General features: G+C 65.1%; 13 protein-coding genes and 1 pseudogene. 13 read left to right on the top strand and 1 reads right to left on the bottom strand.

Going from position 1 to position 13,326, the window contains the following annotated elements:
* Positions 1 to 36: 36 nt before the first annotated feature.
* From HPA01S_RS17455 to HPA01S_RS17505, 11 genes are all read left to right on the top strand, one after another.
* Positions 37 to 975 carry an electron transfer flavoprotein subunit alpha/FixB family protein gene (locus tag HPA01S_RS17455; protein WP_066272050.1) on the top strand — a complete coding sequence of 313 codons (939 nt, stop codon included), beginning with the start codon at positions 37 to 39 and terminating at the stop codon, positions 973 to 975.
* Between the two features lie 11 nt (positions 976 to 986).
* The gene (locus tag HPA01S_RS17460) at positions 987 to 1,472 is read left to right on the top strand and encodes an NIPSNAP family protein (protein WP_218005358.1); all 486 of its coding nucleotides are present in this window, start codon (positions 987 to 989) and stop codon (positions 1,470 to 1,472) included.
* A 25-nt stretch (positions 1,473 to 1,497) separates the two neighbouring features.
* A complete protein-coding gene (locus HPA01S_RS17465) occupies positions 1,498 to 3,141 on the top strand; it encodes an AMP-binding protein (RefSeq protein WP_066272052.1) in 1,644 nt (547 codons plus the stop codon).
* Positions 3,138 to 3,902, top strand: coding sequence for an SDR family NAD(P)-dependent oxidoreductase (locus tag HPA01S_RS17470; protein WP_066272053.1), 765 nt, complete (start codon positions 3,138 to 3,140; stop codon positions 3,900 to 3,902). The genes HPA01S_RS17465 and HPA01S_RS17470 overlap by 4 nt, the downstream gene beginning before the upstream one ends.
* Entirely contained in the window at positions 3,899 to 4,681 is a 783-nt protein-coding gene (locus HPA01S_RS17475) for a maleate cis-trans isomerase family protein (RefSeq protein ID WP_066272054.1), read from the top strand. Before HPA01S_RS17470 ends, HPA01S_RS17475 begins: the two co-directional genes overlap by 4 nt.
* A gap of 109 nt (positions 4,682 to 4,790) precedes the next feature.
* Complete coding sequence (locus HPA01S_RS17480) at positions 4,791 to 5,990, top strand: thiolase family protein (protein ID WP_066272055.1); 1,200 nt, start codon at positions 4,791 to 4,793, stop codon at positions 5,988 to 5,990.
* Positions 5,987 to 6,418 carry a Zn-ribbon domain-containing OB-fold protein gene (locus tag HPA01S_RS17485; RefSeq protein WP_066272056.1) on the top strand — a complete coding sequence of 144 codons (432 nt, stop codon included), beginning with the start codon at positions 5,987 to 5,989 and terminating at the stop codon, positions 6,416 to 6,418. The genes HPA01S_RS17480 and HPA01S_RS17485 overlap by 4 nt, the downstream gene beginning before the upstream one ends.
* 53 nt (positions 6,419 to 6,471) lie before the next feature.
* Complete coding sequence (locus HPA01S_RS17490) at positions 6,472 to 7,293, top strand: enoyl-CoA hydratase/isomerase family protein (RefSeq protein ID WP_066272057.1); 822 nt, start codon at positions 6,472 to 6,474, stop codon at positions 7,291 to 7,293.
* Between the two features lie 25 nt (positions 7,294 to 7,318).
* Positions 7,319 to 8,212, top strand: a complete 894-nt coding sequence (locus HPA01S_RS17495; RefSeq protein WP_066272058.1) for a MaoC/PaaZ C-terminal domain-containing protein — start codon at positions 7,319 to 7,321, stop codon at positions 8,210 to 8,212.
* 73 nt (positions 8,213 to 8,285) lie between these two features.
* Positions 8,286 to 9,503, top strand: a complete 1,218-nt coding sequence (locus HPA01S_RS17500; protein WP_084360782.1) for an acetyl-CoA hydrolase/transferase family protein — start codon at positions 8,286 to 8,288, stop codon at positions 9,501 to 9,503.
* Positions 9,504 to 9,522: 19 nt separating this feature from the next.
* Positions 9,523 to 10,719: an acetyl-CoA C-acetyltransferase gene (locus HPA01S_RS17505; protein ID WP_066272059.1), complete on the top strand. Its 1,197-nt coding sequence runs from the start codon at positions 9,523 to 9,525 to the stop codon at positions 10,717 to 10,719.
* 670 nt (positions 10,720 to 11,389) lie between these two features.
* Here the strand turns inward: HPA01S_RS17505 and HPA01S_RS17510 are convergent.
* Positions 11,390 to 12,277 (bottom strand): LysR family transcriptional regulator, encoded by an 888-nt coding sequence (locus HPA01S_RS17510; RefSeq protein ID WP_066272060.1) that lies wholly within the window; start codon positions 12,275 to 12,277, stop codon positions 11,390 to 11,392.
* A 99-nt stretch (positions 12,278 to 12,376) separates the two neighbouring features.
* Between HPA01S_RS17510 and HPA01S_RS17515 the strand changes: the two genes are divergently transcribed.
* Both HPA01S_RS17515 and HPA01S_RS17520 read left to right on the top strand, forming a co-directional pair.
* Positions 12,377 to 13,012: a glutathione S-transferase family protein gene (locus HPA01S_RS17515; RefSeq protein WP_066272061.1), complete on the top strand. Its 636-nt coding sequence runs from the start codon at positions 12,377 to 12,379 to the stop codon at positions 13,010 to 13,012.
* 64 nt (positions 13,013 to 13,076) lie between these two features.
* A pseudogene (locus HPA01S_RS17520) lies at positions 13,077 to 13,326 on the top strand (enoyl-CoA hydratase/isomerase family protein); the annotation flags it as partial.

Consider the following 13,326-nt stretch of genomic DNA (forward strand, 5'->3'; position numbering starts at 1 on the left):
AAGGCGACGTCACACCCACACATCAGGAACCCACCAATGACCGTACTAGTCATCGCGGAACACGACTCCGCCTCTCTCAAGGCAGCAAGCCTACATGTCATCGCTGCGGCGCGCGCGTGCGCCGCAGGCGCACATGTTCACGTGCTGGTCGTTGGTGCAGACGCGACACTTGCGGCCGCGGCGGCTGCCCAGGCCGAAGGTGTGGACAAGGCGATCCACGTGGAGGCCGCGCACCTGGCGCACGGGCTGGCGGAGAACTTAGCTGCGCAAGTATTGACCATTGCGCCAGGCTATACGCACATTCTGTTCGCAGCGACCTCGCAGGGTAAGAGCGTTGCGCCGCGCGTGGCCGCGGGGCTCGACGTGGCGCAGATCAGCGAAATCACGAAAGTGCTGGATGCAGACACCTTCGAGCGGCCAGTGTACGCTGGCAATGCGATTGCAACGACGCGCAGCATCGATCCCGTGAAGGTCGTCACCGTGCGCACCACCGCCTTCGATCCGGTGGCGGCGCAGGGCGGCAGCGGGTCCGTGGAGGCCGGTGCGCCGGTGCCGGACAGCGGCCTGTCGCGCTTCGTCGGCCAGGAGATCGCGCGTAGCGACCGGCCCGAACTCGCTGGCGCCCGGATCGTCGTCTCGGGTGGACGCGCGCTTGGCTCGACCGAACAATTCAACGACGTGCTGACACCACTGGCGGACAAGCTCGGCGCCGCGCTCGGCGCCAGCCGCGCCGCGGTGGACGCCGGCTACGCCCCCAACGATTGGCAGGTGGGGCAGACGGGGAAGATCGTTGCGCCCGAGCTGTACATCGCCTGCGGCATCAGCGGCGCGATCCAGCACCTGGCGGGCATGAAGGATTCGAAAGTGATCGTTGCAATCAACAAGGACCCTGAAGCGCCCATCTTCGGAGTCGCGGACTATGGCCTCGAAGCGGACCTTTTCGGCGCCGTGCCGGCACTGGTCGAGGCACTCTGAAGGATGAAGCCGTGCCCCGCGAAGCCGACACCGTCCGCCACTGGCCCGCAGCGCTACAGCTGCGCCGGTGCAGCCCGCGAGCGTTCCTGTCCAAGCTCTTTTTGAACCCCAGCGCACCGCCCGACATGATCTACGAGTTCCGCACCTACACCTGCATGCCCGGCAAGCTCCCGGCCCTGCTGACCCGCTTCGAGACGAAGACGCTCGCTCTCTTCAAGGACCACGGCATCCGGCACAGCCCGCTGTACACGGTCGCGGTCGGCGCTGACAACCGGGTCCTGCGCTACATGCTCGAGTGGGATTCCGCGGCGCAGCGCGAGGCCACCTGGGAAGCTTTCGCGGCGGATGCCCGATGGAAGGACGCGGTGGCCGAGTCCGAACGCGACGGCCCGCTGTTGCAGTCCATGAGCATCGAACTGCTGCGCGCCGCTCCCTTCAGCGTGGAAGCCGCTCAGGCGGGCGGGCAGCGCGGGCCCCTGATGTTCATGCCGCAATGAGCTTCATGACCGAAGGAGTCCACCTATGAACCGATCCGACACACGCACGCTCGGCGCGCTGCTGGCCGCGCAGGCGCGGGCCAAGGGCGATGCGCCCTTCGTCCTGTGCGAGCAGAAGACGGTGGGTTACGCCGAGGCCGACCGCCTGGCCACCAGCGTGGCCCAGGGCCTGGGCAGCGTGGGCGTGCGGCACGGCGACCGCGTCTGCCTGGCCCTGCCCAACGGCATCGACATGCTGGCCAGTTGGTTCGGCATCGGCCGCCTGGGCGCCATCGAAGTGCCTGTCAATCTCGAGTTCAAGTCGGCCCAGGTGCGCTATGTGGTGGAGGATTCCGGTGCCGAGGTGCTGATCGCGGACCTGGCGTTCTACGCCGCCCACCAGGACGCCCTGGAAGCCTGCGAGCGGCTGCGCACCGTCCTGCTGATCGATGGGCCGCCGGACGCCGCTTCGGCTGGGCGGGTGGCGCTGGAGCATTTCGCCGAGGTGTGCTCGCGCGACTTCAACCTGGCGGCCGCCAAGCCGGTCCAACCCAGCGACGCGCTGGCCATCATGTACACCTCCGGCACCACCGGCATGCCCAAGGGCGTGCTCCTGTGTCATGAGCACGAGATCACGCTGGGCGAGAACATTGCGCGCAGCATCGGCCTGACGCCGGGCGACTGCGTCTACAACTTCTTTCCGCTGCACCACAACACCGCGCAGGGCATCATTGCCTGCAGCACCCTGGTGACGGGCGCGCGAATGCTCGTTGTCGACCGATTCTCGCGCACGCGCTTCTGGCCCGACGTCGTGACCCACCAGTGCACCGTCTTCTTCGGCATGGGCGCCATCCTGGAGATGCTGAACAAGGACCCCGATGGTCCACGCGCGGCGCAGGGACATCGGCTGCGCGCGGGTTGGGGCATTTCCATGGGGGCGGAGCAGGTCGCGCGGTTCACCGAGCTGTTCGGCGTGCCCTTTGGCACGGGCTATGGTTCGACCGAGGCCAATGTCGTCACGCTGACACCGGTTGGCGCCCTGCAGGAAGGCCTCGTCGGCCACAGCACCAGCGACTTCGACGTGCGCGTCGTCGATGCCGACGACCAACCCCAGCCCGCTTGCACCGTCGGCGAGATCGTAGTGCGGCCTGCCCGTCCCCATGTGACCTTCCTCGGTTACTGGGGCAAGCCGCGCGAGACCGTGGAGACCTGGCGCAACCTCTGGTTCCACACGGGCGATGCCGGCTTCTTCGGCGAGGACGGACGGTTGCATTTCATGGACCGGATCAAGGACGTGATCCGCTACCGGGGCAACAACGTGTCGTCGGTGGAGGTCGAGTCCGTGCTGCTGGACATGCCGGCGGTGCAGGAGGCCGCGGTCATCGCCGCGCCGTCGCCGCTGGGCGGCTACGAGCAGGAGGTCCGCGCCGTGCTGGTGCTGGCCGAGGGCGCTCGGTTCGATCCGGCCGCCGTCATCGCCCATTGCGACGAGCGGCTGCCTTATTACGCGGTGCCGCGCTACGTCGACGCGGTCGCGGGTCTGCCCAAGACCTCCACGGGCAAGGTGCGCAAGGCGGAACTGCGCGGGCAAGGCCTGCTCGCCACCACCTGGGACCGCGTGGCCGCTGGCGTGGCACTGCAATCGCGCGATGCGCACACATCAAAGACAAAGAAGGAGGTCAACGCATGAACCAGGATTTCAAGGATAGGGTGGTGTTGGTGGCCGGGGCCGGCGGGGGCGTGGGCCGCGTGGTGTCCCGCACGCTGCTGGACCGCGGTGCCAAAGTGGTGCTGCACTACCGCACGAACGCAGCGGCCCTGCTGGAGCTGGCCAGCGCGTACCCCGACCGGGTGTTGCTGCACCGGGGCGACCTCACGAACGCCGGCGATGTGAACGGCATGGTGGCCGCCTGCACCGCGCGTTTCGGTAAGCTGAACGCGTTTCTGAGCACGGTCGGTTCCGCGTTGCGCATCCAACCGTTTCTCGAAACCTCCGACGAGACCATGGAGATGACGATCGACGTCGAGCTGCGCAGCGCGATCTTCTGCATGCGTGCGGTGCTGCCGGCGCTGATCACCAATGGTGGCGGCAACGTGGTGCTGATCGGTTCCGACTCCGGTAAGGTGGGCACCAGCGGGGAAGCCGTTTCGGCGGCCTGCCGTGGCGCCATCATCGCTTTCGCCAAGTCCATCGCGCGGGAGTACGCGCGCCAGAAGGTGCTGGTCAATGTGGTGTGCCCGGGACCCATCGACACCGCGCTTTGGCAGGACCTGGTGGCCAATGACGAACTGGGCGGGAAGATCGGTGGCGGGATGATCCGCGCCACCCCCCTGCGCCGCGCCGCACAGCCTGAGGAGGTCGCGGCCGCGGCGGTGTTCCTGGTGTCTCCTGCGGCTTCCTTCATCACCGGCCAGGCGCTGAGCGTCAGCGGCGGCCTGACGATGGCATGACCCAGGCAGCCTGCCCCACGGTGCCCAGCGATCGGGCCGTGCGCCCCCAGCCACTGCCGGACGTGGTGTGTCGGGCGCGCCTGGGTGTGATCCTGCCCAGCGTCAACACCGTGGTGGAGGTTTGGTTCAACCAGATGTTGCCCGAGGGCGTGTCGCTCCACGCCACGCGGATGCTGCTGGACAGCGAAATCACCGCCGAAGCCCTGCGCCGTATGGACCATACCGAAGGCATGACCGCCGCCCAACGCCTGGCGAGCTGCAGGCCGCACGCCATCGCCTATGGCTGCACGGCGTCGAGCGTGGTGCAGGGCAGTGCCTACGACGAGGCGCTGCGGCACGAGCTTGAAGGCGCGACATCGCGACCTTGTTGTACAGCGGCGGGCGCGCTCGTGGATGCGCTGCGGCTGCTGGGCGCGCGCGCCATCGCCATCGCCTCCCCGTATAACGACGTGATCGGCCATGCCGAGCGGCGGTTCTTCGAGGATGCCGGATTCCGCGTGGTGGGTGAGGCCCACCTGGGCATCTCCGATGCCTTCGAGTTGGCTCGGCCCACGCCCGAGGAGATTCGCCAGCTTGCTCTGCGTGCCTGGTCCGATGCCGCCGACGTGCTCGTCATCAGTTGCCTGAACATGAACTCCCACGGAGCCGTGGCGGCGCTGGAGCGTGTCACCGGCCACCCGGCGATCACCTCGACCACAGCCACGCTCTGGAAGCTCTTGCGCATGGCCGGCGTGAATGACACCGTCCACGGTTATGGCCAGTTGCTTTCACACCACTGAGCCTCATCAACGCCGATAGGAGACATATGCCCCAACACCCACCGCTTACCCCACCTGAAGATGTCCGGCCTCTTGCCGCATCCCGGGTGCACACCGGAAAGGCCATCGCATGAAAGTCGGCATCGTCGGCGTGGGATTGATCCCTTGGAAGTCGCGCTATCCAGACAAGACTTACTACGAACTAGCCTTGGACGTCACCAAGGCCGCCCTGGCGGACGCGAAGATATCGCCCGCCGAAGTGGACAACGTGGTGTACGGCCTGTCCGACCTGATGGTGGCCTGGGTGCGCCAGTGCTGTCCCGCGACCACCGTGCAGGACTACATCGGCATGGCCGGAAAGCCTTCTGTTCACGTCAGCGCGGGCGCGGTCACGGGCGCCATGGCGGTGCGCCAGGGCATGATCGAAATCCTCTCCGGCATGTCGGACGTCACTCTGGTGGTGGGCTCGGGCAAAGGCATGGACCTGTACGACCCTGACACGCAGAAGCGCTCGACGGCCTTTCTGAAAGCGATCATGCTGGATCTGGACACTACCTGGGAAGTGCCCGTGGAGCCGCTGGCGGCCGCGAATTTCGCCTTCGTCGTTCAGTCGCACATCGACCGTTTCGGGGCGCCCACCGAGGAGCAGATGGCGAAGGTGTCGGTGAAGAACCATGGCAACGCGCTGAGCAATCCGTTGGCGCAGAGTGGCCTGGACCTCACGGTGGAGGATGTCATGAAGTCGCGCCGTGTCGCGGGGCCCATCAAGTTCTACGATTGCTGCCTCTACAGCGAAGGTGCGGCCGCGCTGGTGCTGGCGTCGGAAGAGCGTGCGCGCCAGCTCTCGCCCAACCCGATCTGGATCGAAGGGGTGGGCAGTTCCAATCGGCGCAGCTACATGCCCGACCATGACGAGCTGGGTCGGCTGGTGTGCCAGCACATCGGTGCGCAAAGGGCCTACCAGATGGCCGGCATCCGCAACCCAATGGCCGAACTCGACTTCATCGAGACCCACGACCTGCTGTCGGGCATCGAGCTCATCAGCTATGCGGAACTGGGCCTGTGCGCGCCGGGAGACGGCGGCCGCCTGATCGACGAGGGCGTCACGCTCAAGTCGGGTGCACTGCCCGTGAATCCCTCGGGCGGCATGATCGGCTGTGGCCACGTGGCCGGGTGCTCCGGCATCTCGCGCATCGGGGAGATCACCAGGCAGCTGCGTGGCGAGGCGGGCGGCACGCAGGTGCCCATCCGCAACGGCAAAGCGCTGTTCTCGGCGATTGGCGGACCGGCGATTTCTCAAAGCTGTTCAATTGTTCTGGGGGTCTCATGAACACGACGGATATTTTCGAAGTCGACCTGCAGGACGTCTACAACTACCGCTTCAGCTACGGCGGGCAGTCCTCCTATTTCTGGGGACTGGAGCAAGGCCGGCTGGTCGGCAGCAAGTGCACCGGCTGCGGTTTCGTCTGGCTGCCGCTGCGGCCGCTGTGCTCCAAGTGTTATGCGCAGGCAGACACCCTGGAACTCGGCACAACGGGTGAAATCCTCTCCGCTCTCGTGCTGACGCAGGCACCGGACAACCTCGCGCACATCGGAATGCCCGTGGCGTCCGCGCTGATCCGGGTGGACGGCGCGGACACCTGTATCAAGTCGATGGTGTTTTCCAGGGACGCGAACTTCGCCAAAGGCACGCGGGTGCAGGCCCATTTCCGTTCGCCGGTCAAGACCATCGCCGACTTTCACTTCGTGACCCTCTGAGGCGCCCGGCCGCCCCGTCCCACCTTCCGCCTTTTTCTTTGAAAAGCTGCTCCATGACCTCATCCTCGTCCTCCCCGTACGCCCGTTTTCAGCGCCTGGGCTTTGAACGGCCGCATCCCCGCGTGCTTCGCATCGTGCTTCGATCCCCCCTCAAGCTCAACGCCATGGATGCCCAACTCCATACCGAAGTCTCGCAGGTCTGGAGCGTGGTGGACGCTGACCCCAGCGTCTCGGTGGTGATCATCACGGGGGAGGGCACAGCCTTCTCCGCGGGTGGCGATCTGGTTCACGAACAAAAGGTGCAGGACAACCATGCGCTGGTGATGCAGTCCATGCAGGAGGCCCGCAACATCGTGCTGGGCATGGCCAACTGCAGCAAGCCGATCGTGAGCGCCATCCGGGGCTGGGCGGTGGGCGGCGGGCTGGCCTGCGCGTTCATGGCCGACATTTCCATTGCATCCCGCACGGCCAAGATTTGCGACGGGCACACCAAGATCGGCCTGGCCGCGGGAGACCACGCCGCCATCATCTGGCCGCTGCTTTGTGGCATGGCCAAGTCGAAGTACTACCTCTTGACCTGCGACACCCTGAGTGGTGAGGAAGCCGAGCGGATCGGCCTTGTCTCGCTGGCGGTCGACGACGAGGAACTTGATGCGCGGGCGTTGGCGGTGGCCACGCGACTGGCCGAAGGCCCGCAGAACGCGATTAAGCTCACCAAGCGCGCCTTGAACCTCTGGCTCAAGCACTCCGAGTCGATCTTCGAAGCTTCCCTGGCCTACGAATTCCTCGGCTTTTCCGGACCGGAATCACGCGAGGGGATCGCGTCTTTCGTGGAGAAGCGGCCGGCGTGCTTTCCGGAAACCGCGACGCTCTGAATGCGCCGGCGCCCCGAGGACGATCTTGACCATTGACTACCGGCATCTGAAGGCCCGCTGCTTTCCCGAGGTGCGAAGCGTTTGCACGCCGCGCGACGCCATCCTGTACGCCCTGGCCATCGGCGTTTGCGAGGACCCCCTGGAGCCGCAGGCGCTCGCTCACGTGTACGAGGGTGCTCCAGGCGGGCTGCGCGTCATGCCCACCCAGGCGGCGGTTCTCGGTTATCCCGGGTTCTGGGCGCGCGAGGCGGATGCCGGCATCGACTGGGTTCGCTTGGTCCATGGCGAACAGCGTCTTGCGATCCATCAGCCCCTGCCGGTCGAAGGGTTCCTTGTGGGACGCAACCGCATCTCCCACATCATCGACAAGGGAGAAGGCAAGGGCGCCGTGGTGGCAGTGGAGCGAACGCTGGAAGATGAAACAGGTCTGCGATACGCCACGCTTTCGCAGGTCGTGTTCTGCCGAAGCGACGGGGGATTCAGCAGATTGAACGGCGGTCAGCCCAGCGATGAGCCTTTGACCCCTTTGCAGCCGGTGCCGGCGCGAGAGCCTGACCATCGGCATGGCCAGCGAACGCGCCCCGATGCGGCTCTCCTGTACCGGCTGCTGGGTGACCCCAATCCGTTGCATGCCGATCCGGTGGTGGCCCATGCGGCTGGCTTCGAACGACCCATCCTGCACGGGTTGGCCACCTATGGCATTGCGTGCTGGGCGGTCCTGCGCGCTTGCGCAGCGGGCGACGCCCGCCGCCTTCTGAGCTTCGATGCGCGCTTCGCGGCGCCCGTCTATCCCGGCGAGGCACTGTGCACGGATGTGTGGGAAGAAAATGCTGAAATCCGCTTCCAGACACGGGTGACAGACACCGGCCGCGAGCGGGTCGTGATGAGCCACGGCCGCGCGATACTGGCGGGTGGCTGACGTGGAGCGCGCCGGTTTGTGGTCTGAAGATGTGCCCGACCTGCGTCGATTCGTGCGGCCCGGCGATCTCGTCATGTGGGGCCAAGCCACCGCAGAACCGCTTACGCTCACCCGCGCATTGGTGGCGCAGCGGGCCGCGCTGGGACGGTTGCGCGTGTTCGTGGGGATCGGCGTGGCACCGACGCTGGAGCCCGCTCACGCCGATGGGTTCGACTTCATCGGCTACAGCGCTGCTGGCTCGCACCGCGCCCTGGCCGAAGAAGGCCTTCTGGACATCCTGCCTGTGCACTACTCACAGTTGCCGGACCTCATGCGTCGGCGCGTGCTACCCGTCGATGTGCTGCTGCTACAGGTCTCGGCACCGGACAAGGACGGACGCCACAGCCTTGGCTATGCCACCGAATACCTCCTGGCCGCGATGGCGACTGCGCGAGTGGTCATCGTGGAGGTGAATGCGGATGTGCCCTGGACTCACGGGGAGTGCAGTCTCGGTCCGCGTGATGCGGATCTTTTCGTGAAGGCGCGGTTCGCTCCGGCGCAGCAGGAGGTTTTGCGCACCGGGGCTGTCGAACAGGCTATCGCGCGCCATGTCGCGGGTCTCGTCGAAGACGGCGCTACGCTGCAGATGGGCATAGGGGCTGTGCCCGATGCTGTGGCCGGCGCGCTTCGAGGCCACCGCGACCTGGGTCTTCATACCGGCGCGGCCGGTGACGGCGTGGCCGGCTTGGCTCTGTCGGGTGTGCTCACGAACGCGCGCAAGACCCGCGACCAAGGCGTCTCAGTGGCCGGCCTCTTGCTGGGCGGCGCCGCAGTCCGTGAATGGGCGCATGACAATCGAAAGCTGTGCATGCGCGGCACTGACTACACCCACCATCCGGATGTGCTCGCGAGCATTGACAAGCTGGTGGCCATCAATTCGGCGATTGAGGTCGACCTCAGCGGCCAAGTCAACGCCGAAGTCGCCAACGAATGCTATATCGGCGCCGTGGGCGGTGCGGCTGACTTTCTTCGCGGTGCCGCGCGTAGCCGAGGCGGTGTGCCGATCATCGCCCTGCCTTCAACTACCGCGCGAGGCCGTAGCCGTATCGTGCCGGCTCTCTGCGGGCCTGTGAGCACCTCGCGCAGCGATGTGGGCTTTGTCGTGACGGAACACGGGATCGCGGATTTGCGAGGCCAGTCGCTGTCCAACCGTGTCCGACGCCTTGTCGAGGTTGCGGCACCCACGTATCGTGAAGGCCTGCTGCACGAGGCGCACTACGCCTTCCGGCGCGCGGGTGCCCCGTTAAATTGAACATCCCAAGGACTCCTTCATGCGCCGAGCAGCAATCGTTTCACCCTTGCGCACTCCCGTAGGCTCATTCGGCGGTGGTCTGCGATCCGTTCCGGTCGAGGAACTCGCAGCCATCACCGTGCGCGCCCTCATGTCGCGCACCGGGATCGATCCCGGCCGAGTGGACGATGTCGTCTTCGCGCAGTCCTACGCCAATGGCGAGACGCCTTGCGTCGGCCGCTGGGCCGCACTGCAGGCGGGGTTGCCCGTGGAAGTGCCGGGGATGCAGCTGGATCGGCGCTGCGGAGGTGGCCTGCAGGCCGTGGCCACCGCGGCCATGATGATCCAGAGCGGCGCGGCTGATGTGGTCATCGCGGGTGGGGTCGAAAGCATGAGCAATGTCGAGTACTACAGCAATGACATGCGTTGGGGGGCTCGGGCAGGTGGAGTGCGCTTGCATGACCGTCTGGAGCGGGGACGGGAGCGTTCTCAGCCCGCCGAGCGCTTTGGCGCGATCTCGGGAATGATCGAAACTGCCGAGAACCTTGCCCGGGATTGGCAGGTTTCGCGGGCCGACGCCGATGCCTATGCCCTGCGCAGCCACCAGCGGGCGGCGGCGGCGTGGAAAGCCGGGCACTTCAGCCAAGAGATCGTGCCGGTGCCGGTGCCGCAGAAAAAAGGAGAGCCACTTCTTGTGACCCGCGACGAGGGAGTTCGCGAGGATGCCAGCCTGGCCGGACTGGCCGCACTGCGCCCGTTGATGAAGGACGGTACTGTCACTGCGGGGAACGCGAGCCAACAGAATGATGCGGCGGCCGCCTGCCTGGTCGTAGCTGAAGACCGGCTGGCCGCCTTGGGGTTGACGCCCATGGCCACCCTGGTGGGTTGGGCCGCTGCCGGATGTGAACCTTCCCACATGGGCCTTGGACCGGTCCCCGCAGTGAACAGGCTGATGGCTCGGCTCGGCCTGCAGATCGATTGCATGGATCTGGTGGAACTGAACGAAGCCTTTGCTTGCCAAGTGCTCGCTGTTCTCAAGGGCTGGGGCTGGGCGGACATGGACCGGTTGAACGTGAATGGGTCCGGCATCTCATTGGGGCATCCGGTCGGTGCCACGGGTGGCCGCATGTTGGCGACGATGCTGCACGAGCTGCAGCGGAGGCAGGGTCGGTACGCGCTGGAGACCATGTGCATTGGCGGGGGGCAGGGGCTTGCTGCGGTGTTCGAGCGGGCGTAGGCTAGTAGGGCACAGTCAATAAAAGTATTGAAGGCCTTGTGGGGCGATAGTAGGCGTTCCTTTGTCATTTGAGGTAGGCGCAGCAGCAACGTCAAGCGAGTCTTGCGTTCGACCACGGTGCTGTAACCTTGAAATCGACTAACGCACGGGCCAGGGAGCGAGGCCATGGCGGTGCATTGAATCGTCGGCGCAGATGAACTTGCCTTTCACCATCCTCGGGAGGCAAACGTGCGCATCTCGATCCGTTCGCCGCCTGCCCAGCGTCGTGCCGCTCAATAACTGTTGTCCGTGTGCCCGCCCAGGGCCATAGGCAGGGGAGCTTCAGAGCCTCAGCCATACGCTGTACGGATCGGGACTTGCTCGCGCCAGGGCCGGTTAGCAACCCAAACAGGGTGACGAAGGACTGGGCCATGGCGCCGCTGGCCAAGGAGGTCCGCCGATGCGCAGCACGCTCGTCACCTTCCACCAATGCCTGGCAGCCAAAGCAGACAGACCATTCGTTGCTGCGGCGATTTATTGATGCTGCGAAGGCCAACCATTTCTTTGCAAGTGGCGTCATAGTGACAGAAGGGCCTGTGGAAGCCATCCTGTTGGCCGCTATCGCGGAGATGTATGGCCGGTTATCCCGAAGTCAAACGCGGCTCGGCTGTGATCTGCGCCGTTTCGTGGGTTATGCGTCACACGCGGACAACCCCGCCTCGACAAAACTCGCAAATGCCCTGGCTTTCGCGCTTGCGAGACGGCCACTCGGAAAGACCGCCCACAAGTCGATGTCGGGCAATGACCAATCACCCAGGACGCGTTCTACGGCACCGCTCTCGAGTTCCGGCGCAAACATCCAGTCAGAGACGATGGTCAGCCCCATGCTGGCCAGCACTGCTGCACGAACGCCTTCGGCAGCGCTGAGGCGAAGCCGACCTTTCACTGCCACGGACGACTCAGCGCCATTCCGACTAAAGCTCCAGACGTGCGTCGTTTGGGAGAAGAGAAGTGCCTCGTGCGCCGCAAGGTCGGCGGGCACCATTGGCCGGCCCGCTTTCGCCAAGTAGTTGGACGTGGCAATCACCGAGCGGCGTGAACGGCCGATTCGCCTGGCCACAGCACCGGATTCGGGTAGCGTCCCCATGCGCAGGGAGACGTCAATCCCTTCGGCTATCAGATCAATCGGTCGGTCGTCCAAGACCACTTCCACGGAGAGATCAGGGTGTTCCTCCATGAAGTTTCCCAGTCGGGGAATAACGTGCAGGCGCGCGAATGTTGGTGCCGCCGACACGCGGAGTACACCAATCAACCCGCGCCCGGCGCCACGGGCAGCAAGGTCGGCCTCGTCGGCTTCCTGTAGCGCCATAACGGCACGCTCGTAAAAGCGCTGCCCCGCTTCCGTCGGGGTCAAACCCTTTGTCGAGCGCATGAGAAGCCGTACCTGCAGCTTGGTTTCGAGTTGCGCGACTGTCTTGGAAACCGCTGGCTGGCCGACGTGCAGCAGCCGAGCCGCTGCCGAGAACGAGCCTGCTTCGACGACCCGCACGAAGATTGACATCGACTGGAAACGATCCATTTTATTCCTTCAAGGAATGAACATTATGGCTCTAGTCTATCTTTCATGCCGGATCGAATAGAGGAAAACTACATCCATCGAATCCAACGGAAGCCAGAAATGATCAAGGTGTTTGCCTTCGCCACCCCCAACAGCCTGAAAGTGCCCATCGCTCTGGAAGAGTTGGGGCTGGCCTATGAACTCCACGCAGTCAACGTCAAGTCAGGTGCGCAGCGGGCGCCTGAATTCCTTGCGCTAAATCCCAACGGAAAGGTGCCTGTGCTTGTCCATTCGGACGAGCAAGGCGGTGAACGTCGGGTGTTGACCGAATCGGCTGCCATCCTCGTCCACCTTGCCGAGGTACATGGTGCATTGCTGCCGAGGGAGGGCGCAGCCCGTTTCGAGGTCTTCGAGCAGCTGTTCTTTCACGCGTCTGCCGTTTCACCGGCCTTCGGGCAGGCTGGCTTCTATCGGAAGCTTGCAGCACAGTCTCAACCGCTCGCGCTGGAGCGCTTCTCCACCGAGGCGCACCGCGTCACCGCGCTGCTGGACCAGCGGTTCGCCAACCATCGCTTTGCTGCCGGCTTCGACTACAGCATCGCCGACATCGCCCACTTCGGCTGGTTCTGGCGCCACGAGTTTCCTGGTGTTGACCTCGCGGTCTACCCGCACGTCGCCCGCTGGCACGCACAAATGCTGGAGCGGCCAGCGGTTCAACGGGCAATTCAGCGCGTCACCGCACTTGCGGCGGCCTGATCCAGATTCGCTTTCCTTTCCTCCGATCCCCTTCACCCTCCAACCCTTAGTTCTAGGAATCACCATGTCCCGCTTCGACACCTATCGCAATGCGTTCCCCAATGCCCGCCTGACTCGCACAGCCACGGGCGTGCTGGAAGTCACCCTGCACACCAACGGAGACAAGCTTGTCTTCGACGGCCACACCCACGAACAGTTCGTCGAATTGTTTCATCAGATCGGATCCGATCCCGATACTCGCGCCGTGATCCTCACGGGTGCCGGCGAAGCATTCATGGACACGATCAGCCCCGACGGCTTTGGAGTTGACTCGG

It is taken from the genome of Hydrogenophaga palleronii NBRC 102513, assembly GCF_001571225.1.
GTDB lineage: Bacteria > Pseudomonadota > Gammaproteobacteria > Burkholderiales > Burkholderiaceae_C > Hydrogenophaga > Hydrogenophaga palleronii.